We start from the raw sequence: 24066 nt of genomic DNA on the forward strand, positions 1-24066 counted from the left end.
TGCATTCGCGACCGAATGTGCGGAGGCGCGAACGGCATCGTGCCGGCGTCCGACTCACTGTCTGCGAGAGATTTCATGACACGCTTCATTGCCCGTTCCAGGGCGCCTTTGCGGTTGGGTCTGGGCGGCGGCGGAACCGACGTGCCGCCTTATTCGGACCGGTTCGGCGGTCTGGCGCTCAATGTCACGATCGAGAAGTTCGCGTATGCGTCGATCGCGCCGCGCGACGACGCGAAGGTCGAACTGGTAGCGGCGGATACGGATACGCGCTGGATCGGTGCGGTGTCGCCGGTGCTCGAGGTGCAGAACGGGCTCGGGCTGCATGTCGGCGTCTACAACCGGATCGTGCGGGATTTTCATGGCGGTCATCCGTTGGCCGTCACGATCACGACATGCTCCGAAGCGCCGCCGGGATCCGGGCTCGGCTCGTCGTCGACGATCGTCGTCGCGCTGGTCAGGGCGTTTTGCGAACTGCTGTCGCTGCCGCTCGGCGAATACGACATCGCGCACCTCGCGCACAACATCGAGCGAGAGGATCTCGGGCTCGCCGGCGGCAAGCAGGATCAATACGCGGCGACGTTCGGCGGACTGAACTTCATGGAGTTCTACGGCGATCGCGTGATCGTCAATCCGCTGCGGATCAAGCAGGAAATCAAGGCCGAGATGGAGGCGTCGCTCGTGCTGTATTACACCGGCGTATCGCGCGAGTCGGCCAATATCATCAAGGAACAGAGCAGCAACGTGACGGAGGGCGTCGTCGATTCGCTGGCCGCGTTGCACGAGGTCAAGGACGAAGCCGTACGCATGAAGGAAGCCGTGCTGCGCGCCGATTTCGATGCGTTTGCCGCGTCGATGCGCGACGCGTGGGAATCGAAGAAGCGGATGGCGAAGAACATCTCGAACTCGATGATTGACGATCTGTACCGGGTCGCGGTCCGGGCCGGCGCGAGGGCCGGCAAGGTGTCCGGCGCGGGCGGCGGCGGCTTCATGATGTTCTTCGTCGATCCGGTCGAACGGTCGGCCGTGATGCGCGCGCTGGACGCGTACAAGGGGATCAATGGCCAGGTGCTCAACTGTACGTTCACCGACATCGGTGCGCAGTCGTGGAGAAAGAATCAATGACGATCGGAGTGGAGAGCGAAATTCGCCAGACGCTGTCGGTGCTGACGGCGCTCGTATCCGACCGTGAGCAACTGGCGCGGATCGAACAGGTGGCCGAACGCGTGACGGAAGCGCTGCGAACCGGCAACAAGATTCTGCTCGCGGGCAACGGCGGCAGCGCCGCGGACGCCCAGCACATCGCCGGCGAATTCGTCAGCCGTTTCAACTTCGACCGGCCTGGGCTTGCGGCGTTTGCGCTGACCGTGGACAGCTCGGTCATGACCGCGATCGGCAACGACTACGGTTACGAGAAGCTGTTCGAGCGCCAGCTTCAGGCGACCGGACGCCCCGGCGACATCTTCTGGGCGTATTCGACGTCGGGGCGTTCGCCGAACATTCTCCGCGCACTGGAAGTCGCCAGGACGGCCGGCATGTTTTCCGTCGGCTTCACGGGAAACGGCCCGGGCGCCGCCGAGATGCGCAGGCGTGCCGACATCTGCATCGAGATTCCGTCCGCGTCGACGCCGAAGATCCAGGAAGGGCATCTCGTGTGCGGCCACATCGTTTGCGGCATCGTCGAAGAGCGGATCTTTGCATGAACGCGATGCTGCCCTGCCTGATCCTTGCCGGCGGCCTCGGTACGCGGCTGCGCCCGGTGTTGGGCGACGCGCTGCCGAAGGCGCTCGCGTCGATCGACGGCGAGCCGTTTCTGGGCTGGATGCTGCGAGGGCTGCAGCAGCAGGGCGTGACGGAAGTCGTGCTGTCGCTCGGCTACGGCAGCGGGCCGATCAAGTCGTTCGTGACGTCGCGCCGCTTCGGCATCGCGATTTCCGTGATCGAGGAAGACGAGCCGCTCGGTACCGGCGGCGCGATCGTTCACGCGCTGAAGGCTCACGGCGCGCGCGACATGATCGTGATGAACGGCGATACGTTGTCGAACCTGGATCTGCGCGCGTTGTCAGCGTTTCATCACGCGACGCGTCCCGATCTCGTCGTGGCGGCGACGTGCGTCGACGATGCGTCGCGCTACGGCACGCTCGAATTCGATGCGACGTCGCACCGGCTGTCGGCATTCCGCGAGAAACGCCCGGCGCGGGGCTACATCAATGCGGGCACGTATGTGGTCAACGCGAGCAAGTTGCTCGGCTTCACGCTGCCGACGAAGTTTTCGTTCGAGCAGGATTTCCTCGCCGAACGGGTCGACACGCTCGACATCCGCGTATTCCCCGCAGTCACGTCGTTCATCGACATCGGCGTGCCGGCGGACTACCGGCGCGCGCAGACCGTGATTCCGCCGATGCTGGAGACCGGAACCAGTGAAGCGTAAAGCCCTGTTCCTGGATCGCGACGGCGTGATCAACATCGACTACGGCTACGTCCACCGGCAGCAGGACTGCGTGTTCGTCGACGGCATCTTCGATCTCGTGCGGCTGGCCAATGCGAGCGGTTACCAGGTGGTCGTCGTGACGAATCAGGCCGGCATCGGCCGCGGATATTTTTCGGAGTTGCAGTTCACCGTATTCATGGACTGGATGTGCCGCAGATTCGACGAGCGTGGCGCAAGAATCGACCGCGTCTATTTTTGCCCGCATCACCCGGTGGCCGGGATGGGCCGCTACCGGCAGGCATGTGCATGCCGGAAGCCGCAGCCCGGGATGCTGCACGACGCGCGGCGCGATCTCGACCTCGAACTGGCCGCGTCGATCCTGGTCGGCGACAAGCCGTCCGATCTCGATGCCGGTGCGCGCGCCGGCGTCGGGCGTCGTTTCCTGTTCGTGGGCGACCGGGCGGGCCATGCGCCGGCCGATCCGGCGGCCGACGTCGTCGCGCGGCTGTCCGACATCGGTGCGGCGCTGCAACGCACGGGAATCGTCGCGGCGGGTGTGTAGCGGGCAGCGGCCTCGACGACTGCACGCCGAGATGAAACGAACGAGGACTCGACAACGGCTTGCCGGCCGTTGCGCCGGTCGGGCACGCGCGGGGCATCCAGGCTCCCGACGCAGCGCGCGCCGGGGCGGCACCGAAGGGTTTCCAGCCGGATTTTCAAAGACATGAACGTGAATCACAACGCGCGTAAAGCGGCGAAGCCAGCCGGATCTTCCATTCTGGAGTTCAGCATGAAGATGGACCGACCTGCATTGACCGGGCATCAGAACGAACCGAAACAGGCCGCCGGACATGCGACGCGGTTGTCGCCGATCGATTTGCTGGAGAACGTGCTCGACAACGGGCGCCTGTTCGCGGCCGTGCTCGCCGCCTGCCTGTTGCTGGCGATCGTCTATGCGATCGCGGCAACGCCCGTGTATTCGGCCGACACGCTGATCCAGATCGAGGAGAACAAGGCCAGCGCACTGGGGTCGCTGTCGTCGATCTCCAAGGCGCTCGATATCCAGAATTCGGCGGTGGTCGGCGAAATCGACATCGTCCGTTCGCGCTCGGTCGTTCTGGAAGCGATGAATGCGACGGCCGCACAGGCCGAGGTGTCGGTCGAGAACCGGTTTCCGATCGTCGGCGGGCTGATCGGTTCGTTCCTGCCGAAAGACGCGAACGGCCTCGTCGACGCGCCGCTCGGGATGTCGTCGTGGGCATGGGGCGGCGAGCGTCTGGAGTTCAGGACGTTCGAGGTGCCGGACGCGCAGATCGGCAAGGCGCTGACGTTCGATTATCTCGACGGCAACCGATTCCGGTTGACGGACCGCGGCGGCCAGGTGGTGCTGAGCGGGGTGGTCGGCGTGCCGAGCGCGAGCGACGGCTATCGCGTGGACGTGGCACGGATCGTCGCGCGCCCCGGCGCTCAATTCCGCGTGCGGCGCGTCGCCACCGACGTGCGTCTCGAAGCGATTCTGAAGAAACTCGGCGTGACCGAGACGAAGCGCCAGTCGGGCATCATGCAACTGAGTTTCGAGGATGCCGATCCCGTCTTTGCCGCGCGCATGCTCAATGCGATCGCCGCGGGCTACCTGAACTTCAACGCGAGACGCCGCGCCGACGATGCCGAGCGCAGCCTCACGTTCCTCAACGCGCAGATGCCGCTCGTCAAGGCCCGGCTGCAACAGGCCGAGCAGGCGCTGAACACGTTCCGCAATCAGCAGGGTTCGATCGACGCACAGGGCGATATCCGACTGCTGGTCGAGCAACTGGCGCTCGTCGACAAGTCGCGGCTCGAAACCCGGCTCGAGTATCAGGATCTGCTGTCGAAATACGTACCGGGGCAGCCGCAGGTCGTTGCGGCAGCCAACAAGCTGAAGGAACTCGACAAGCAGGCCGCCGTGTTGAAGGACAAGGCCGCGCGCCTGCCGTCGCAGCAGCAGACGTACTTGCGTCTCGCGCGCGACGTCGAGGTCAACAACCAGCTCTATGTCGGATTGCTGAACAATACGCAGCAGTTGCAGATCGCGGAAGCCGGAACGGTCGGCAACGCGTCGATCGTCGACAAGGCGATCGTGAGCGACAAGCCGATCCGGCCGAAGCGCCTGATCGCGATCCTGGCCGGCGCGGTGATCGGGCTGATGCTCGGGTTTCTCGCGGCGCAGGGTCGTGCATTGCTGTCCGGCCGCATTCGCGATCCGCATGAGCTGGAAGCGGCGTTCGGCATCCCGATGCTCGGCATTCTGCCGAATTCGCGCCGCCAGGCCGATGCGGATGCGAACCGCACGCCGGCCTTCATCGCGACGCAGGAGCCGGCCGACGAGCCGCTGGCCGATGCGATGGACAGCCTGGCGCTGACGTTGCGACACCGGCTGGCGGCCTATGGCGGCGACGCGAAGGTCGTGCTCGTGTCGTCCGCGGCGCCCGCCCAGGGCAAGTCGATGATCGCCGCCAACCTCGCGTACCTGTTCGCCGAGAAGGGGCTCAAGACGGTGATCGTCGATGCGAACGTGCGCGCGCCGGCACTGCATCGCTATCTGCCGGTCGCCGCGACGCCGGGCCTGTCCGACGTGCTGAAGGGCGCGCTGCCGGCCGACGAGGCGATCACGCGCGTGGCCGGGAAGCTCGATGCGCTGTCCGCCGGCACCCAGCGCGCGTCCGCGCGCAACCTCTTCGACGTCGCGCGTCTCGACAAGCTGGTCGTGTCGTTGCGCAGCGGCTACGACATGGTCATCGTGGATGCGCCGTCCGCGCTGCCGGTGGCCGACATCGCGGCCTTGTCGCGCGTGGCCGACATGACGCTGTTGGTGGTGCGCCAGGGTTCGGCGAACTCGGCCGGCATGGCGGACGCGCTCGACGGCCTGCGCAAGATCGGTGTGCGCATCGACGGGCTGGTGTTCAACGGCTTCGAGCCGTCGCCGTTGCACGGCGTTCGCCGGATCGGCGCGGGTTTCGCCGCGGCGCGCGCCTGACCGCTCGGGGAAGTCGATGCAATCGGGCGAGGAGTGCGACGCATGAGTGATTCGATGGCGGGCAATGACGGACTGCGGCGCGAGTCGCCCGCGGTGCGGGTCGTGTGGTTTCTCGGCCCGCGTCCGGTGAGCTGGAACGGCGTCATGCGATACAGCCTCAAATGTATCGATTTCATCCCGGCAATGGCGGGATTCGACGTGAAGGCGGTCGACATTCCGGCCGAGCCGCGTTCGTTCCTGCGCTACTGGACGCAGTTCGTGCTGTATCCGCTGCGTGCGATCGCGGCGGCGCGCGCCGGACACTTCGTGATGCTGTACCAGGAAGACCTGGCCTTCATGATTCCGCCGATCCGGTGGGCGGGCGGCCGCGTCGGCATCGTGCTGCATCACGTGCAGCGTCCGGGGCAGGTGCGCGGCGTCGTCGAGCAGTTGAAGAATGCGTACATGCGATTGACGCAGTCGCTGATCGCGACCGCGGACGCGGTGCTCGCGCCGTCGGACGTGACCGCGCAGGAGGCGCTGGCGGAGCTGCGCATCCGCGCCGACCGGATCCAGGTCGTTCCCAATGCGTTCGACGACCGCTATGCGCCGATCGACGCCGCGGTGCGAGAACGGGCGCGCGCGATGCTGCTTGCGCGCTTCGGTATCGACGTCGGCGACGCGCTGGTGGTGCTGAACGTCGGCTCGGACGAAACGCGCAAGAACAATGCGACGCTGTTTCGCGCGCTGGCGTCGCTTGGACGCAAGGACGTGATGGTGCTGCGGGTAGGCAGCGCACACACCCAGGCGAACCGCGACGAATGCCGCGGCATTGCCGCGCAGTCGGGCTTCGCCGCCCATTTCGTCGAGAACGTCGGTGACGAGGATCTCGGCTACTTTTTCCAGGCATCGGATCTGTATGTCTCGCCGACGTTGCACGAAGGCTTCGGTCGCACGGTGATCGAGGCGCAGTTCGTCGGCGTGCCGGTCGTCGCGTCCGATTTGCCGGTGTACCGCTACACGATGGGCGAGTCGTTCGTGGCCGTCGCCGATGCGATGGATGCCGCCGAATGGGGCCGGCAGATCGAACGGGTCGCCGGCGACCCGTCGCTGCGCGCCGCTCTGGTGAGCGCAGGGCGGGCGAACGCACGGCGCTTTTCGTCCGGCGCCGTCAGCGCGCAACTGCACGATGCGCTGGAGCGAGCCGTGCATGACCGGCCGCGCGCCGGCCGGGCGGACGTGTGAAAGAGGCGACGATGCGAACGATTCACGCCGGCGGCCGAGCCGCGGCGCTTACGGGCGTGACCGTGCCGACGCTGCTCGTGCTCGCGTTGAGCGTCAATGCGATGCTGCCGGCGCTCGGTGCGATGGAGCCGAGCGCGACCTGCACGTTGCTGGCGGCGGTCGCGGGCGTGATCGCGCTGATCGTCGCGCGCCCGGTGTTCGCCGTGTCGGTGCTGTACACACTGGTGATCGGACTGACCGCGTTCGTTGCCGGCGTGGGGATCGAGTCCGGCGGATTCCTGCGGGAAACGGACATCTTCGGCGTCGCGAACGGCGCGTTCAGCCGGCTGCTGTCGTTCTACGTCATTTTCGTCGCGTGCGCGTTGTTCACGTTCGACCGACTGCTGAACGTGCGCGCCGGCCATCCGCCTATCCGCGCGCGGATGACGCTTCTGCCGGTCAGCGTGGCGCTCGGGCTGGGGCTGGTCGGCGCGATCCTCGCGACGGGCGTGCTGGCCGGCCTGACGGGCGGCTTCGCGGTGCTGAACGGCGTGAACCGCTACGCGCTGCGCAACGACGCGTCGAACAGCACGCTGTTCAACCTGTTCCTGAACAACCAGACGTTCGTCGCGGTGCTGCTCGGCACCTTCTGCACGAGTTCGAAGCGGGCCGTGCGCTGCACATCCGTGTGCCTGATCGTGGTCGATCTGGTGCTCGAGGCGTTGCACGGCGAGCAGTTCATGGCCGTGCTGCACGTATGCCTGACCGTCCTGATCCCGTTCATCGCGATCCATGCAATGAACGGCAAGCCGGTGATGCGCTACCTGGGAATCGGCTCGGCCATCGCGCTCGTGATCGGCAGCGTGTCGGTGTTCTATGCGTACCGCGGGCAGGGGCTCGACGTCGCGGAAACGGTGGTATCGCGGTTTCTCGAACAGGGGCAGGCGTGGTACGTGGTGGACGCGGACGCACACCTGTTCAGCGCACCGACGTTCGGGGGCATGGCGGCGTTTGCGCGCTTCATTGGTTCGCTGGGCTCGTTCACCGAGCCGACGTTCTTCAGCGATGCGCCGGTGAGCGGGCTGCGCGACCTGATGCTGTCGTACGGCACGCCGGAGATCCTGAAGGCCTACGTGTTCGACGACGTGACGTTCACGATGGGCAACATGGCGGTGCCGGTCTACTGGTTCGGCTACGCGGGCGGCGCGCTCTTCATTGCGCTGACGGGCGCGATCTACGGCGGCGCGAGCGCGGTGCTGATCCTGGTCGCGATGCGCGGCGGGGTCGTGATGCTGTGGCTGACCACGAAGATCTTTGCCTACGCGACCTATGCGATGCAGCAGGGCGATTACTGGACATTGTTCGGCGCGCGCACGCTGTTCTACCTGGCGATCGCGCTGATCTGGTGGCATTGCATCGACGCGCGGCGCGTGCATGCCGATGCGACGCGGACGGGGACATCTTGAACGCGTTCGTCAGGCTTCTGTTTTCGTCGTTCGCGGGCGTGGTGTGCGAAAAGATCATCGGGGCGCTCGCGGCGATCGCGAGCAATCACCTGTTTGCGAACATCTACGGCGCGCGGCTGTTCGGCGAGCTGCAGTTCGCGTTGTCGCTGGCCTACGTGATCGGCAGCGTCGCGCTGATTTTCGGCGCACAGGTGATCCAGCCGATCCTCGGCAAGCACCCGCGCCTGCGGCACATGGTCGTCTACCGCGCGTTCCGCCTGCGGCTCACGTTGACGCTGGCCGTCATGCTGCTGTTCATGGGGATCGTGGTGATCGTGATGCGGCCGTCGAGTGTCTCCGAGCTCACGTTGATCGCGGCCTTTGCGTTGATCGTCGAGCCGATCGCCCTCGGTTCGCTGATGGCCTACGCCGAATCGAAGCCGTGGGTGATCACGCGGGCGCGGGCGTACGCCAGCTGCGTGCGCGTGCTGTGGCTGTACGTCGCGGCACACGCGTCGCTGGGCGTGGTCGTCGCCGCGTTCGCATGGCCGCTCGAGGCTTGCGTGGCGGCCGCGGCGCCGTTCAGCCGCTATCGCGAGCTGGCGTTGAAGTCGCCGAAATCGTTTCGCGGCAGCGCGGCCGTCACGAAAGCGCTGGTCGTGCGCGGGCTGCGGATCTGGCCGGCCATTGCGGCCAGCGTGCTGGTCCTGCGCATGGACCGGCTGCTGCTCGGCGTGCTGGTGTCCAAGGCCGATCTCGGCATCTATGCGTCGGCGGCGTCGCTGGTCGAACAGTGGAACTCGGTCGGCACGACGCTGGCGCTGGCGTTGGCGCCGAGCATGGTCTTTTCCGCGCGGACCGAGCCGCTCGTGCGCGCCAAGGCATTGAAGCTCGGCCTGTATCTCGGCCTCGTCGGCTGTGTCGCGTGGGTCGGCAGCTACGTTGTCGGCCGCAAGGTGTTCCTGATGATCTACGGGCCCGCGTTCGTGCAGGGCGTGCCGGTCATGATCTACGCGACCGGCTGCGCGATCGCCACGTTCGTCGATGCGGGGCTGAGCACGTGGCTCCTGGCCGTGCGGCGCTACCGGCTCATCATGATCAAGCAGGTGCTGATCGTCGCGGCGATCGTCGCCGCGCCGTTCGTCATGCCGCGCACGCTGGTGATGTACGCGCCTTCGACGGGCATTGCGGTATCGCTCGTCGTGTTCTGGTGCGTGGTGCTCGGGAATCTCGCGTTCGCCCGGGAGCGGCCATGAGCCGGTGTGCGGGCGGTTGTTCGCCGCGCCGGCATGAGCCGGCGGAACATGGAATCGGGAAGGTTTCGGATCGTTGGGGAGGTCGCTCGTGAAAAACCGGGTGCTGATGGTGATGACGCGGGACATTCCGCAAGACGTATCGAACGGACGGGAGCGCACGCTGAGCTTCATCCGGAAGGCAATCGGCGACCAGATGGACGTTTCCGAATTCAAGATCCGCTCGGTGTTCGAGGACGGCGGCTGGCGCGCGAAGATCGGCGCGGCGGTGCGGGTCGGATGGAGCGTGCTGCGCGGCGCGCCGTGCGCGCTTCAGGTGGCGATGTTTTCGCATCCGCGCAAGCGCACGGCGCTGCTGCGCGCCGTCGAGGCGATCAAGCCGGACGTGATCTATTTCGACGGCATCCGGCTCGTCGATTACGCGATCCTGGTGCGGCGCAGCGTGCCCGGCTGCCGGATCGTCGTGGATTTCGACGATCTCATGTCGCGCCGCGCGAACATCCTGCGCGAGCAGGATTTTCCGTTGTCGGCCGGGTATCTGGAGAAGTCGATTCCGGGGCCGTTCGTCCGGCTCGTCAATGCGAGGCTGGTCCGCAACGCATTCCTCGGCTATGAAGCATTCGCGCTGAAACGGCAGGAGCGCGCGGCGATCGACTCGTCGCATGCCGTTACGCTCGTCTCGACGGAGGACGCGCAGTCGCTGCGGCGCTCCCTCACGAACGACGAGGCCGTGAAGACGCACGTGATCGCGCCGCCGATGCATGCGCTGGTGCCGATGCGGCGTCCGGCGGCGCCGTTCCGGTTCGTCTTCATCGGTTCGGACCGGCAGTTGCAGAACCGGCTCGCGATCGAATTCCTGGTCGCGTTGTGGGCGCGTATTCGGCCGGCCACGCCGCTGGTGATCTACGGGCGCATGGCCGGCCGGTACGCGCCCGTTCCGAACGTCGAGTTCGCCGGGTTCGCGCCGACGCAGGCGGATGTCTACACCGGGTGCTCGATCGCGTTGTGTCCTGCATTTCTGCGCGGCGGCATCAAATCGAAGGTGCTGGAGGCGGTTTCGTACGGTTGCGTGCCGGTCGGCAACGAAGTGGCCTTCGAGGGGCTTGGATTCCACGACGACGCGCTTGCGATGAGCGACTCGAGACTGGAGCGGTTCGTCGCCGATCCGGCCGCGGATATGGATCGCGTCGTGGCGGCGGCCACGCGCTTCGCCGCGTACTGCGAGCGGCATTTCAGCACGCCGGTATTCGATCGTCGGTGGCGCGAGCTCATCGCGCCGCCGGCAGGCAGCCCGTCGTGACGGGCGCCGCAACGAAGAGGAGAGCCTCGATGGTGTGATCCGAACGGCTCGCGGCCGGCCGGCTGCAGGACCTTGCATGTGCGGCATGGATACCTGAAAGGGGAAGGCTGGCGCGGGCGACTTGCCGTCCTGCGGCCGATCGATTCAGCAGTCGGGCCGAAGGGCGTCGTACCCATTTTTCACCGATACCTAATAGAAAATGAGACCGATCATATTTGGCGGACGGTTCGGATGGCTGCATCCGGGCGACGAGACGCGGGGCGTCGTCCTGTGCAACGCTTACGGACACGAATCCGTCTGGAGTCACGGCGGCATGCGGAATCTGGCGGATCGCCTGTCCGCGCGCGGGATGCCGGTGCTGCGTTTCGATTACCGCGGCACCGGCGACTCCGCCGGTGCCGATGGCGCGAACGACCAGTTCGAAACGGCGGTCGACGACGTGTGCGCGGCCATCGCGCGATTGCGCGAGGAAACCGGCGTGACCCGCGTGACGCTGTGCGGCCTGCGGCTGGGCGCGGCTTTCGCGTTGCTTGCGGCGAACCGCGGCGACGTCGATCAGCTCGTGTTGCTGGCGCCGGTGGCAAGCGGGCGCAGCTACGTGCGCGAGCTGTCGATCATGCGCAATATCTGGCTCGACCAGTTGCCGGCGCCGCTGCGCGCGGCCCAGCCGAAAGACGCGCCGCTCAACGTGCTCGGGCAGGTCTACAGTGCTGCGTTCCGTACGCGGCTCAATGCATTCGACGCGATCGACGCGTTGACCGACCGCACAGGTGCGCCGGCATCGCGAACGCTGATCGTCGACATGAGCGTCGGCGGCACCGAACCGCTGCGCACGCGGCTCGAAGCGCTAGGCAGCAAAGTCGAACAACGGCCGTTCGAAGGCTATGCGGCATTCATGCAGGAAACGGCGTTCTCCAGCTTGCCGACGCGCGTGTTCGACGCCGTCGCCGACTGGATCGCGGCCACCGATGGCCGACAGCAACCGTCGTCGCGCACCGTGCAGAAAATGGACTGGGATCCCGACCTGATGCTGCGCACACCGGAAGCATGCGAGCAGCCGGTTCGATTCGGGGCGTCCGGCCGTCTGTTCGGCATCCTGTGCACGCCGGGCGAGAGACACGACCGGGGGCCGGTGCTGCTGATCACGAACACATCGGCCAGTCCGCACGTCGGCGACAGCCGGCTGTCGGTGCGGATCGCCCGCGAGCTCGCGCGCCGCGGCATCGCATCGCTGCGATTCGACGGACGGGGAATCGGCGACAGTTCGCCGGTGCAGGGCTGCAGCGCGCCGCACGATGCGCGCCAGCCGGTCTATTCAAGCGCCCTCGTCGAGGACGTCGCGACGGCAGCCCACTGGTTGAAGGAGCAGGGGTATCGGCAGGTCGTGTCGTTCGGCATCTGCTCGGGCGCGTACAGCGCATTGCGTGCGGCGCTCGCGGGACGCGCACTGTCGGGCGTCATATCGGTGAACCTGCAGTGCTTCCATATGCCCGACGACATCTCGACCGACGCGCTGCGCGAGCATCGCCCCAATTCGATGGCGGGCTACCGGTCGTCGTTCTTCGAGCTGAAGAAATGGAAGCAGGTACTGAGCGGCGATCGAAAGATCATGCCGTTCGTCCACCTCGTGCTGACGCGTTCGACGACGGCGCTGGCCGTGCGCATCGGCGCATGGCGACGCCGGATCACACGCTGGTCCTGCGCGGAGACGGCGCTGGCCGATCCGCATGAAATCCTGCGTACGCTGCAACGCAATGAGGTGAGCACGTTGTTCGTCTGCGGCGCATACGACAGCAGCCTCGATCTGGTGACGATGTATTTCGGCCCGCGCGGAAAACGCATGTCGCGATTCGCGGGGGCGCGCGCCGTCGTACTCGACGATCTCGATCACAGCGTGTTCGGTTCGCATGCCGTCGACGAGGTGGTCGGGCTGTGCAGCGAGTTCGTCAAGGGACTCGAATCGCGTCGCGCGACGGCGGCGACGATCATCAACACGGAGTCGAGGGCGTGATTCGGTCCGGGCCGGGCTGTGTCACGTGTCGCACAGTCGGCGCACCGGCGCGATGATACGGTAACTTGTCTGTTCTCTGACGACACCGCCGACCACCACGCGACCCTGACGATGCCTTCCGAACACGCCGGACGTCTGGACCATATCGATGCGATGCGCGCCGTCGGGGTCCTGCTCGTCATCTGGACGCACTATGCCGAGCGGTTCGTCGCGCTGGCGGGCGCTCAGCAATGGCTCGACACGCTGCAGCGCTCCGTCAATTTCGGACGGATCGGCGTGGTGGTTTTTTTTTGCATCAGCGGCCTGCTGATTCCGGTCAGTTTGCGCGGCCCGACCCGAGCGGGTACGCGGCGCTTCCTGATCCGTCGTTTCCTGCGGTTGTATCCGGCGTTCTGGCTGTCCATTCCGATCGGCTGCGTCGTCTTCTCGACGTTGTTCGGCAAACCGGTGAGCGCGGCGCTGCTGATCGCCAATGCGACGATGATTCCGACGGCGTTCGGGCAGGAGCCCGTCATGGGGCATTACTGGACGCTCGAAACGGAACTGTATTTCTACGGGCTTTGCCTCGTGCTGTTCTGGTGGGGCGGGCTGCACCGGCTGCGTGACCTGTCGCTCGCCTGCATCGGGTTGTGCGCGGTGTTCGTGATTACCGTCGCGCTGCACGTCTTTCCCGACGACACGTTGGGCCAGTACAAGGCCATGCCGTACCACCTCGCGATCATGTTCTGGGGCGCATGTTTTCGTCAGGCCTACGACCGGCCGCTCGATACGCTGCGGGTGAGATGGCGGCGCGGCGAACACGGCGGCATCACGCTGACGTACCGGTCCGTGGCGGGTCTGCTGACGGCGATGATCGTCGGCGTGGCGCTCGTTGGCGCGGCCAACGACTGGCGGCATCACAACGTCGATCATCTGCCATCGTCGCTGGCCTATGTAGCCGGCATTGCGATCTTCGTGGCGATGGCGACGGTATTGAAAGTCCGTGCGCGCGCGATGGCGAAGCTGGGCGAGGTCAGCTACTCGATTTACCTGTTTCACGCGATCCCGCTGTTCGGGTTCTACTGGCTGTGCGAACACTACCGATGGACCGGGTGGCCGCTGGGCGTCTACATGATCGTTCCGGTCGTGCCTTTGATTGCGTTGTCGTACCTGAGCTACCGGTATTGCGAGGCGCCCTGTGTGCGGCTCGCGCATCGCCTGACCGCATCGCGGCAGCGCGGTGATCTGCCGGCCGGCAATCGGTCGGTCGATGCGACGCCGGACCCGGTACGCAATGGATGGCGCGCGGACGGATGAAACGGCCTGGAACGGCTTGGAAACGGCGATCCCGTGTTGCCGATACGAATGGAATGGACGATACGGAGCGCAGGCGATGCTGACGAGTACGGTGGTGCATGACGATGGCGGCGGCATGCCGCGATGCCGGATGGTTCGACACACGTTCGGGATACCGAATTGAACGGGGTATCGCGAATCGGCTCCCGCGCGGAAGCGACGCGCGTCGTCGTCGTGAACGACTACGCGCGCAAGGCTGGCGCGGAGGAGGTCTACCAGACATCCATCGAGGTGCTGCGCAATATCCCGGACGTGGACGTGTACTCGTTCGACGAGACGAACTTCCCGGCGGGCAAGGGCGCGTTCACGCGCGGCTGGAACCGCGCCGCGGCGGGCGCACTGGCGACGTTGCTCGACGACGTGCGTCCGCATCGCGTGCTCGTGCACAACTATCACAATCTGCTGACGCAATCGATTCTGCCGGTACTCGCGCGGCGCCGCCGCGAGCAGGGATTCCGCACGTATCTCACGTGCCACGACTACCATTTGGTGTTCTACAACCCGAACCTGCTCGCCTATCGCAACGGGCATCCGGTGCCGGTTCCGGTCGATGCGCTGTCGAATCCCGCGCGCTTGTTCGCACTGGCGAGCCCGCGCGGGCGGCTGTACGACACCGTGAAGAAACTGCATTGGCACGCGGTGTACGCGTATTGCAATCCGCGCGACGTATTCGACCTGTTCCTGTGCCCGAGCCCGTACATGCGCACGGCGCTGGCGCAGCGAGGCATCACGCGCACCGCACTGCTGCCGAATCCGGTGAGCACGCTGGCGGAACCGTTCCCGCCGCGCGTATGCGATCGCGAGCAGTTCGATCTCGCATACGTGGGGCGGCTCGATGCGGAGAAGGGCATTCACGAGTTCGTCGAGCTGGCGCGCCAGACGGCGTTCCGCCGTATCGGCAGCCTGACGCTGTACGGCGACGGCACACTGCGCGCGGAGCTCGAAACGCGCCACCGGGATCTGGTTCAGGCCGGCCGGTTGCGTTTCGCCGGGCGACTCGGCCACGGCGAGCTGTTTCATGCACTGCGCGCGCACGATGCGCTGGTGCTGCCGTCCGTGTGGGCCGAAAACGCGCCGCTCGTGCTGGTCGAGGCGGCCACGCTGGGGCTGCCGGTGCTCGCGCACGAGATCGGCAGCCTGTCGACGTTCGGCAGCGAGATCGGCAACAAGATCCTGTACCGGAATTCGGTGGCCGGCCTGACGAGCGCGCTCGACGAATTGGGGCGTCACCTGCACATCGCCGATCGGCACTACGATTGTTCGGCCTACACGTTGTCGCGCTATGCGGCGCAGCTTGCGTCGTGGATGGGAATCGGCGGACAGCGGGGCGATTAGTGGCGCGCGGCGGATTCGCCGACCTGGGCGAGTTCGGCTAGTCTCCATACCGGCCGTGCGTTCATCCCGCGGCCGCGATACTTGAGCAAGAGGAGCGTTATGCGGGCATTGCGACGCATCGTGGCGGTCGCGCTTGGCGCACTGGCGTTGTCGGCCGTCGACGGGTATTGCCAGGGCGGCGAGCGGGTGGCGACGCTCGCGCCGGCCAATACGTCCTGCAGCCGCGATTTCAAGGGATCGTCGAACGGGCTGCTCGCCGGCACGTCGTCGATATCGAAAATCGACGTGCATACGTTGCTGTACCCGGGCAGCACGACGCAGGTGCTGGCGCACTACCTTCCGTGGTGGGGCCCCGACCTGCGCGGCGTGAACGTCGGCTATCGATCCGACGATCCCCGCCAGGCGTTTCGCACCTTCGCCGACATGCGGTCGCGAGGGATCGACGGCGTGATCGTCGACTGGTACGGCGCGGGCCATTTCGTCGACACCGCGTGGCGGGCATCGCTGCCCGAACTGGCGAAGTTTCCCGGGATGACGTTCTCGATCATGATCGACAGCGGCTCCTTCAAGTTCAATGCGTGCCGTGGCTGCGACCTGACCGGAACGATCCTGCACAACCTCGCGTACATCAGCCGCGAATACTTCACGTCGAGCCAGTATCTGCGCTACGAAGGTCATCCGGTCGTGTCCGAGTTCGGTATGGATGCGGTCGGTAAGGCCGACTGGGCACGGATTCACGCGGCGTACCCCGACATCTACTGGATTCATACGTTGACGCAGGGCTTCGATCTTCCGTACAGCAAGGGCGCGTACGTGTGGGCGCAGCCGTCGTCGTGGGTCACCCCGCGAGCGGTCGGCATACGGCGCGACCTGCAGTATCGCGAGCGCTTTTACGACATCGCACGGAATCAGCCGCCCGGGACGATCGTGGTCGGCGGCGTGTGGAGCGGCTTCGACGATACGAAGGCGTCGTGGGGCGCCGCGGCGCCGCGCTTTCTTGCGCCGTCGTGCGGTCGGACCTGGCTGGACACGTTCAGGAGCATCAACGAGCGCTACAGCGTGCGGCAACAATTGCCGTTCGTTCAACTGATCACCTGGAACGACTACGAAGAAGGCAGTGCGCTCGAAACCGGCATCGCAAGTTGCACCGCAATCGATGCGCAGCCCGTGGGCGCGAGCGTGACCGTCAGGATCACCCATCCGGAGACCGTCGACCATCTCGAGCTGTACGAGCGGCTCGCCGACGGATCGTTCACGCTGGCCGGCCGCTATCCGACGGATACGACGAGCATTCCGCTGCCGGGCGCCCGGGCCGGCACCTACTTCATCAAGGCGGTCGGCAAACCGTTCATCCAGAACGTCGTGTCGACAGCGATCGTCGTGCGCTGACGTGCGGGCGCAATGCCCGTGCGGTCAGCACGCGTCGCCCGTCGACGGTGCGGCAAGCACGACCGCCTTCTGTGTAGCCGGTTCGGGCGGTGCGCACGTCGGCCGCCCATACTGATCGTCGAAGCGGACGATATCGTCCTCGCCGAGATAGTCGCCCGATTGCACCTCGATGATTTCGAGTGGAATCCGGCCGGGATTCTCGAGGCGATGTACTTCGCCGACGGCGATATACGTCGATTCGTTCTCGCACAGCAGGAACGTCTCGGCGCCGCGCGTCACCTTCGCGGTGCCGCGCACGACGATCCAGTGTTCGGCGCGGTGGTAGTGCATCTGCAGCGACAGCCGCTTGCCGGGTTCGACGACGATCCGCTTCACCTGGAAGCGTGCGCCGAGATCGATCGAATCGTAATGGCCCCACGGCCGCTGCACCTTGCGGTGCTCGCTCGCCTGCGGGCGCCGGTCGGTCTTCAGGCGCTCGACGATGTTCTTCACGCGCTGCACGTCGTGCTTGTTCGCCACCAGCACCGCATCGGCCGTCTCGATCACGACGACGTCCTTCATCCCGACGCATGCGATGAGGCGGCCTTCCGAGCGCACGAGGCTGTCCTGCGTATCCTCGAACACAATCGGGCCGCGCGCGACGTTGCCGTGATCGTCCTTCGGCATGATTTCCCAGATCGCATCCCACGTACCGACGTCCGACCAGCCGGCGGCGAGCGGCACCACGATGCCTTCGATGCCGAGCTCGCCGTGTTCCGCCAGGCGCTCCATCACCGCATAGTCGATCGAATCCGACGGGCACGCGTCGAAGGCCGCCGCATCGATCCGGAAGAACGGATCGTCGGCGACGCCCGCGCGCCACGCGCTTTCGCAGGTTGCGTGGATGTCCGGCGCGAGCGTGCCGATCGCCTTCAGCCAGACCGATGCGCGCGTGACGAAGATCCCGCTGTTCCACCAGTAATCGCCCGATTGCAGATAGCGTTCGGCGAGCGTCGCATCGGGTTTCTCGACGAAACGCCCGATCGCATAGCCGCCCTGGCTGCCGTGGCGGCCCGAACGCGGCTCGCCGACCTGGATGTAGCCGTAGCCCGTCTCCGCGCGGCGCGGCAGCACGCCGAGCGTGACGATCGCGCCTTCCTGCGCATAGCGCGCCGCGCGTGCGATCGCGTCCTGGAACGCGCCGACGTCGACGATCACGTGATCGGCCGGCATCACCGCGAGCACGGGATCGTCCGCGAGCGCGCTCGCGTCGAGCGCGGCAAGCGTCAGCGCGGGCGCTGTGTTGCGCGCGGCCGGCTCCAGCAGGATGCGGGCGGGCGCCGAGCGGCCGTGCACCTGCTCGGCGCTCATGAAGCGATGCTGTTCGCCGCATACGAGCAGCAGCGTGTCGCCGAGCGACGCGTTCGCGATACCGTTCAGGCGGCGCGCCGTCGCCGACAGCGGCGATTCGTTCGATACCAGTTCGATCAGTTGCTTCGGATACTGCTCGCGCGACAGCGGCCACAGCCGCGTGCCGGAGCCGCCGGCGAGAATCACCGGCAGGATGCTCGGCAGATCGGGTTCGGGAACCGGACGAAGGGTGCGGGTCATCGGTTCGCTCCGGTATCGGCGGGTAGCAGGGGGCGAGCGCGGCCGTCGGCGCGCGCGTCGTCGTTGCGCGAGACCGAAACGGCACGCGACAGCAGATGCCGCAGCGCGCCGGCCGCACGGTCGGCCGACCGTATCAGGCCGACGTACGGCGCGCCCTGTTCGAGATACGGTCCGTAGGCCTTGCGGAATCCGAACTGTTTGTAGAACGCCTGACGTGGCGCAGGCACGTGCGTGCGCACGGCGGTGTCCGGCCATGCGGCCTGCGCGGCGGTGAGCGCGCGCCCGATCAAGCGTTCGAGCGTGTCGTCGTCGCGGCAGCTTTCGCTCGTCAGCACCTTGTCGATCACCACGTCGGGATCGATGTCGTCGCCGGGCAGGATGCGCGCGTAGGCCGCGACTTCCGTGGTGTCGCCGTCGCGCACGCTCGCATAGACGTGCAGCGCGCCGGCGTCCTTGCCGTCGATGTCGAGATGCGTGTGTGCGTCCTCGACCACCAGCACGGCGTTGCGGGCGCGCAGGATTGCATAGAGATCGACGGCGCTCAGATGTTCGAATTCACAACAATGCCATTCCATGATGCTGTCCTCGCGTGATGCCTTCGGCATGCCGCATCGCACGGATGCGATCGATCCGTGCGGCGCGGCGATCTTCATCATCCGGATGCGTGGTGCAGCGGTCTGTTCGAAAGCGTACTCACACTCCGGATTCGCATGCGCGACGCGGGATACCAGGCGATGCGCGCGCCGCGGGAGCGCCGCAATGTGCGGTAGCACACACCGTCGGGGCCGGTGCTTTTTCATAATGGATTCATCGTGGCGGCTGCAATGAAGCGGGCCGGCAGACATCGCACGCAAACGCGGCGCCGGGAGACGGGACCGGGCAGTGCGATCGCCTACGACGACGGCCGGCCGCGCACGACAGTGCCGGGCACAGGTTCGCCGTCGATCGCGTGGTGCGGGCCGGACGACGTGATCTCTCGGCATCCCGTCGATCCTGCCCGCCCGCACGGCGTGCTCACCCGCATCGGTACGCTGACGCTCGCGCGCTTGCACCGCCGTGGTGATCGGCCGGTGCGTCCGCTTGGCGGATCGTGCAAGGACGGCCATCATGCTGCACCGCACGACTCGTGCGGCCGGCGCCCGGAATCCGAGCCGGTTCGGCGGGAATTCGCCGAAAAAGGGGCCGCGCGGCGTGAAGCCGGTGATTACGACGTGTAACGGCCGGGCGGCCCGCGCGCCGGCGCGATGCGATGCGGCGACCCGGCGGCGCACGCGATTATGTGGTCCGTGGCGCACGGTACTTGGCTTTTTTGGGGATTTCGATGGAAACCGCGGGCAATCGACAGGATCAATCTTGCGGAAAAGTAGTATTTGCCACTGATTGACGGGAATGGTCAGAGATAATCAAATCTCAGTGGTCAAAAGCGCGCAGCGCCGGGCCACGGGCAGCGTAACCGACTGATTCACGTTTATCTTTTGGTAACAAGGCCAACTCGAAACGGGGTGTAAATTCAGGTGCGGATGAAATGGGGTCGCCAATCCCGGCGCGGTTTGGCGGCCTTCCGGTTCAGCATCGGGCGCGACTGTCGTGTACGACGCGACGCACATGCGGACGGCGTTTTCGTTTGCCGGCGTGCCCCGCCTGACGGCGGGTCGCATCAAAGCCGGAATGTCACGGCTCCTGCAGTCGCGCATTCCGTTCGAGTTCGATGACAACGAGGCCGGATGACATCCGGCTCGACCTCCGGGGGTTCTCGCCGTGTGCAGTTTCGATCTTCGCCAAGGCTGCGGAAACGCAGCGCGGAAAGGCGGCCATGCGCCGCCGGCCGCAGCGCACGCGAACGGTTCGCGGAGTGCAGAGAGTGATGGTTCGTTATGAATATGCCAATAACGCGCGATAAGAGCGCCGGCGCGGGGAGCGGTAACGGGCAGCGTCCGCTGATTTACTGGACGCAGTCGCCGTCCGTGATGCTGCGAAAGGAATTGTCGCGCCGCGACTGGAAAGTGTCGGTCGTCGCGCATGCGAACGAGCTGCGCGACACGTCCGGCGAAATTACCTGCGGCATTCTCGATTTGAGCGGCGGCCACGCCGATGCGATCGGCAGCATCGCGTCGACCTGTGCGTCGATGCGCGACGTCGTCTGGGTGGCGCTCGTGGACGCCGGCCAGACCGCGTCACCGAACGTGCGCGCGCTGTTGCGCGACTACTGCTTCGACTACGTCACGCTGCCGGCGTCGCACCAGCGGATCGCCGATACGGTCGGCCATGCCTACGGCATGGAGTGCCTGTTCGCCCGCGATCGCGAACAGCTCGAATCGGAGGAAAAAGGCATCGTCGGCACCTGCAGCGCGATGCTGCGGCTGTTCGATACGGTGCGGCGTTTCGCGCGCACCGACGCACCGGTGTTCGTGTTCGGCGAAACGGGAACCGGTAAGGAACTCACGGCCGTCGCGATCCATCGTCATTCGGAGCGGCGCAACGGCCCGTTCGTCGCGGTCAACTGCGGCGCGATTCCGCCACATCTGCTGCAATCCGAACTGTTCGGCTACGAGCGCGGCGCGTTTACCGGCGCGAATGCGCGCAAGATCGGCTACGTCGAGGCCGCGAACGGCGGCACGCTGCTGCTCGACGAAATCGGCGATCTGCCACACGAAAGCCAGGCGAGCCTGCTGCGGTTTCTGCAGGAACGCTCGATTCATCGTCTTGGCGGCAGCGATCCGGTTCCGGTCGATGTCCGGATCGTGTCGGCGACGCACGTCGATCTGCGCGATGCGATGGAGGAAGGGCGTTTTCGCGCCGACCTGTTTCACCGTCTGTGCGTGATGCGCATCGACCAGCCGCCGTTGCGCGCGCGCGGCAAGGACATCGAACTACTCGCGCACCACATGCTCGAACGCTTCCGCGGCGATGCGCGCCATCGCGTGCGCGGGTTCTCGACGGATGCGATCACGGCGCTCTACAAGCACGACTGGCCGGGCAATGTCCGCGAATTGATCAATCGCGTGCGCCGTGCGGTCGTGATGACGGAAGGACGCCTGATCACCGCGCGGGATCTGGAGCTCGAATACTGCCTCGACGCGGCGTCGCCGTCGGTGGCCGACATCCGCAAGTCGATCGAGCGCGAGGCGATCGAAACCGCGTTGCTGCGCACGCGCGGGCGCGTCGCCGCTTCCGCGCGCGAACTCGGCGTGTCGCGCGCGACGCTGTATCGCTGGATGGAGGCGTACGGTATCGAGCGGCCGCGCGGAACGGGCTCGTCCGACTGATACGCGGCAACCCGACGCTCGCGGCCGCCGCGAGCGTCGCGTCAGCCGGCCTGGGTGGCCCGCACCGCGCGCGCGGCGTTCACGGCCCGGATTTCCACAGCGGGCGGCGCATCGTCGTCAGCCGGCTTCCCGTCGATTCGCAATGGAATGAGCGCGACGCGCGCCGGCGTGCCGGGCGCGAGATGGAACCAGTCGTCACTCGGCATGAAACCCGGTGCGTCGATCTGCACGTGGCGTGCGACATGCCGCGTGTCGATGTCGACGTGCCAGGTCGCGCCGGTGCGCGATACGCACGCCTCGATTCCCGGTTCGCGACGCGCCAGCACGGCCGGATGCGTACGGGACGGGAAATGGAACGCCTGCGACAGCAGCGTGCCGTCGTCGGCGCGCAGCGTCGCGACGACGGTATCGTGTTCGCAGGGGCCGAAGCGGTACGCGTAGGTCCAGTCGAAGAAGCGGCCGAGCAACTCGGCCGAGCCGAGTCGCACCGTGTCGTGCGCGGCGATCCGCACCGGGCAGCCGGCCCGTGCGACCGGCGTGCGGCCGTCGCGCAGCGCGACCAGCTCGATCGCGGCCGACAGCGGCGCCGGGCGCTCGTTGACCACGTGCACGTCGAGCCCGTTCAGGCCTTCGTCCACGAGCAGCACCTGGATCGGCTGCAGTACCTGGCGCAGCGCATACCATGCCGATTTCGGGCGGTGCGCGGCGTCGATCACGCCCCATCCGGCGCCCGGCATCACGTCCTGGAACTGCCACACGAGCGCGCCGGCGCAACGCGAACCGGTGCGTCGCCATTCGGAAAACGTCTCGCGCATCACGTCCGCGATCACCGCACGTGACAGCTCGAAGTAGCGCGCCGGATCCTCGCGTCGCAGCCGGTCGGACGCGACGTCGTACAGCGTTTGCAGATAGTGGTCGCGGATATCGTCGAAATCCCACGACGTGCCGGGGTCGCGCGGGACGGCCGCCTTCCAGCGCGGTTCGTGCACGCCGGGCGAGCCGAGCTCCGCGAGCGTCGCATCGCACGGCACGTTCGCGAACGCGAGGCATTCGCTCGCGAAGCGCACGTCCGCGCGGCGCGCGTCGTCGAGCGGACGCAGGTACGCGCCGACACCGTAGTAGTGCGACACGCGTTCGCGCGGCGTGAACGGCAGCACGCCGCCGTCGGGCGAATCGGGCACGTACGGGACATCGGGACGGTGCGCGGTTGCGTGGCCGGCCAGCCGGTCGGCCGTCAGCTCGAGGAAGCGCTGTTTCGGCCCGAGTCCCGACATCGCGGCCTGCTGCGCGATCTCGCTGCCGCCGCACAGCACCGCAAGCGACGGCGACGCGCCGTGACGCGAGAGAAACTGGCTCGCTTCGCGATCGACGTTGGCCGCGAACGCGGGATCGTCGAGCGCGTAGTCGAAGTTCGCGAAACCGAAGTCCTGCCAGACCAGCAGCCCGAGCCGGTCGCACCATGCGTGGAATGCGTCGGCCTCGTAAGTCATCGTGCCGCCGACGCGGATCATGTTGAAGCCGGCGTCGCGCGCGAGCCCGAGCAGGCGGCCGTAGGTCGCGTCGTCCGCGTGCAGTGCGAGCGGTGCGGCGCTGCTCCAGCATGCGCCGCGCGCGAACACCGGCACGCCGTTGATGCGCAGCCCGAACCCTTTGCCGTCGGCGCCGGCATCGATCTCGATCGTGCGGAAACCCGTCGAGCCGAGCGGCCGGCGCGCTGCGCCGATATGCAGCGCGATCTCGTAGAGCGCCGGTTCGCCGTGCGTATGCGGCCACCAGCGACGCACGTTCGGTATCGCAACGCTTGCGCGCAGTTGGTCGGCGCCGGCACGTTCGAGCGTCGCGTGATGCTCGCCGCACGACAGCCGAGCCGCGAGCGCATCGGGCAGCGGCGCGGCGAACGTCAGTTCCGCGTCGAGCCAGCCGGTGTCGCCTTCGATACGTGCCTGCAGTTTGCAATCGGCCAGAACGGGGCCGTCGGCCGGATCGAGCACGTCGACGGGCCGCCACGGGCCGGTGGGCACATACGGCGGAAACCAGCCCGGCATGTGGCCGAACAGCGACGTGCGGATCGTGCGCAGCGCGGCCGGTTCGGCGAGCCGCGTGCGCCAGCGCGCACGGCGCGGCGCGTGCGCGTCGCGCAGGTGCGGCGCGAGCGCGCGGAAACAGACGGTCAGCCGGTGCGTGCCGTCGAGCGACACGGGCACGTCGTGCGCGACGAACATGCTGTCCGAGCGGTGGATCGGCGTGTCGTCGAGCCATGCGTGGGCGAGCGTCGCGAGGCCGTGAAAGCGCAGGATGCGCGGCCCGCGCCCGCGCAGCTCGAGCCGGTACCAGTGGTCGCGCTCGTCGAGCGACGCGGCTTCGTCGAGCCGGCCGGCCAGTGCGAGCGCCTGCGCGACCGTGCCGGGCACCGGCGCCGCGATCCAGCCGTCGTGGTCGGCCGGGAGCTCGCGCGGATCGCGCACGGCGCCCGCGGCCGTCGCCAGCATCGACCACGC

General features: G+C 66.8%; 18 protein-coding genes. 15 read left to right on the forward strand and 3 right to left on the reverse strand.

The features are described from left to right. The first annotated feature begins 75 nt into the window (after positions 1–75). The 13 genes from CFB46_RS25105 to CFB46_RS25165 all read left to right on the forward strand — a co-directional run bounded on the left by CFB46_RS25105 (position 76) and on the right by CFB46_RS25165 (position 16712). Entirely contained in the window at positions 76–1122 is a 1047-nt protein-coding gene (locus CFB46_RS25105) for a GHMP family kinase ATP-binding protein (RefSeq protein WP_027782853.1), read from the forward strand. After that, positions 1119–1700 carry a D-sedoheptulose-7-phosphate isomerase gene (locus CFB46_RS25110; protein WP_089501635.1) on the forward strand — a complete coding sequence of 194 codons (582 nt, stop codon included), beginning with the start codon at positions 1119–1121 and terminating at the stop codon, positions 1698–1700. The genes CFB46_RS25105 and CFB46_RS25110 overlap by 4 nt, the downstream gene beginning before the upstream one ends. Further along, entirely contained in the window at positions 1697–2428 is a 732-nt protein-coding gene (locus CFB46_RS25115) for a nucleotidyltransferase family protein (protein ID WP_152777778.1), read from the forward strand. The genes CFB46_RS25110 and CFB46_RS25115 overlap by 4 nt, the downstream gene beginning before the upstream one ends. After that, positions 2418–2990 (forward strand): D-glycero-beta-D-manno-heptose 1,7-bisphosphate 7-phosphatase, encoded by a 573-nt coding sequence (gmhB, locus tag CFB46_RS25120; protein WP_089501637.1) that lies wholly within the window; start codon positions 2418–2420, stop codon positions 2988–2990. Before CFB46_RS25115 ends, gmhB begins: the two co-directional genes overlap by 11 nt. A gap of 228 nt (positions 2991–3218) precedes the next feature. Next, complete coding sequence (locus CFB46_RS25125; RefSeq protein ID WP_227789638.1) at positions 3219–5441, forward strand: GNVR domain-containing protein; 2223 nt, start codon at positions 3219–3221, stop codon at positions 5439–5441. Between the two features lie 42 nt (positions 5442–5483). Continuing rightward, positions 5484–6665 (forward strand): glycosyltransferase, encoded by a 1182-nt coding sequence (locus CFB46_RS25130; RefSeq protein ID WP_089501639.1) that lies wholly within the window; start codon positions 5484–5486, stop codon positions 6663–6665. An 11-nt stretch (positions 6666–6676) separates the two neighbouring features. Further along, positions 6677–8110, forward strand: a complete 1434-nt coding sequence (locus CFB46_RS25135) for a DUF6418 domain-containing protein (RefSeq protein WP_152777780.1) — start codon at positions 6677–6679, stop codon at positions 8108–8110. Then, positions 8107–9345 carry a hypothetical protein gene (locus CFB46_RS25140; protein ID WP_089501640.1) on the forward strand — a complete coding sequence of 413 codons (1239 nt, stop codon included), beginning with the start codon at positions 8107–8109 and terminating at the stop codon, positions 9343–9345. Before CFB46_RS25135 ends, CFB46_RS25140 begins: the two co-directional genes overlap by 4 nt. Positions 9346–9433: 88 nt before the next feature. Beyond that, a complete protein-coding gene (locus tag CFB46_RS25145) occupies positions 9434–10642 on the forward strand; it encodes a glycosyltransferase (RefSeq protein WP_143751662.1) in 1209 nt (402 codons plus the stop codon). Positions 10643–10841: 199 nt separating this feature from the next. Continuing rightward, positions 10842–12653 carry an alpha/beta hydrolase gene (locus CFB46_RS25150; protein WP_089501642.1) on the forward strand — a complete coding sequence of 604 codons (1812 nt, stop codon included), beginning with the start codon at positions 10842–10844 and terminating at the stop codon, positions 12651–12653. Between the two features lie 111 nt (positions 12654–12764). Beyond that, positions 12765–13949 carry an acyltransferase family protein gene (locus CFB46_RS25155; RefSeq protein WP_089501643.1) on the forward strand — a complete coding sequence of 395 codons (1185 nt, stop codon included), beginning with the start codon at positions 12765–12767 and terminating at the stop codon, positions 13947–13949. Positions 13950–14108: 159 nt separating this feature from the next. Beyond that, entirely contained in the window at positions 14109–15323 is a 1215-nt protein-coding gene (locus tag CFB46_RS25160; protein WP_089501644.1) for a glycosyltransferase, read from the forward strand. A gap of 99 nt (positions 15324–15422) precedes the next feature. Further along, positions 15423–16712, forward strand: a complete 1290-nt coding sequence (locus tag CFB46_RS25165; protein ID WP_152777782.1) for a hypothetical protein — start codon at positions 15423–15425, stop codon at positions 16710–16712. A 24-nt stretch (positions 16713–16736) separates the two neighbouring features. Here CFB46_RS25165 and CFB46_RS25170 read toward each other — a convergent pair whose 3' ends face one another. Continuing rightward, the gene (locus CFB46_RS25170; protein ID WP_089501646.1) at positions 16737–18302 is read right to left on the reverse strand and encodes a mannose-1-phosphate guanylyltransferase/mannose-6-phosphate isomerase; all 1566 of its coding nucleotides are present in this window, start codon (positions 18300–18302) and stop codon (positions 16737–16739) included. Next, positions 18299–18877 (reverse strand): drug:proton antiporter, encoded by a 579-nt coding sequence (locus CFB46_RS25175; protein WP_027782865.1) that lies wholly within the window; start codon positions 18875–18877, stop codon positions 18299–18301. Before CFB46_RS25175 ends, CFB46_RS25170 begins: the two co-directional genes overlap by 4 nt. Before the next feature lie 249 nt (positions 18878–19126). On the opposite strand from CFB46_RS25175, the gene CFB46_RS25180 reads away from it, so the two are divergent. Continuing rightward, positions 19127–19519: a hypothetical protein gene (locus CFB46_RS25180; RefSeq protein WP_089501647.1), complete on the forward strand. Its 393-nt coding sequence runs from the start codon at positions 19127–19129 to the stop codon at positions 19517–19519. 657 nt (positions 19520–20176) lie between these two features. After that, positions 20177–21568, forward strand: coding sequence for a sigma-54 dependent transcriptional regulator (locus tag CFB46_RS25190; RefSeq protein ID WP_034185283.1), 1392 nt, complete (start codon positions 20177–20179; stop codon positions 21566–21568). Between the two features lie 41 nt (positions 21569–21609). Here CFB46_RS25190 and CFB46_RS25195 read toward each other — a convergent pair whose 3' ends face one another. Continuing rightward, the gene (locus CFB46_RS25195) at positions 21610–24057 is read right to left on the reverse strand and encodes a glycoside hydrolase family 2 protein (protein WP_152777784.1); all 2448 of its coding nucleotides are present in this window, start codon (positions 24055–24057) and stop codon (positions 21610–21612) included. Between the last annotated feature and the right edge of the window lie 9 nt (positions 24058–24066).

Source organism: Burkholderia sp. HI2761 (assembly GCF_002223355.1).
Classification (GTDB): domain Bacteria; phylum Pseudomonadota; class Gammaproteobacteria; order Burkholderiales; family Burkholderiaceae; genus Burkholderia.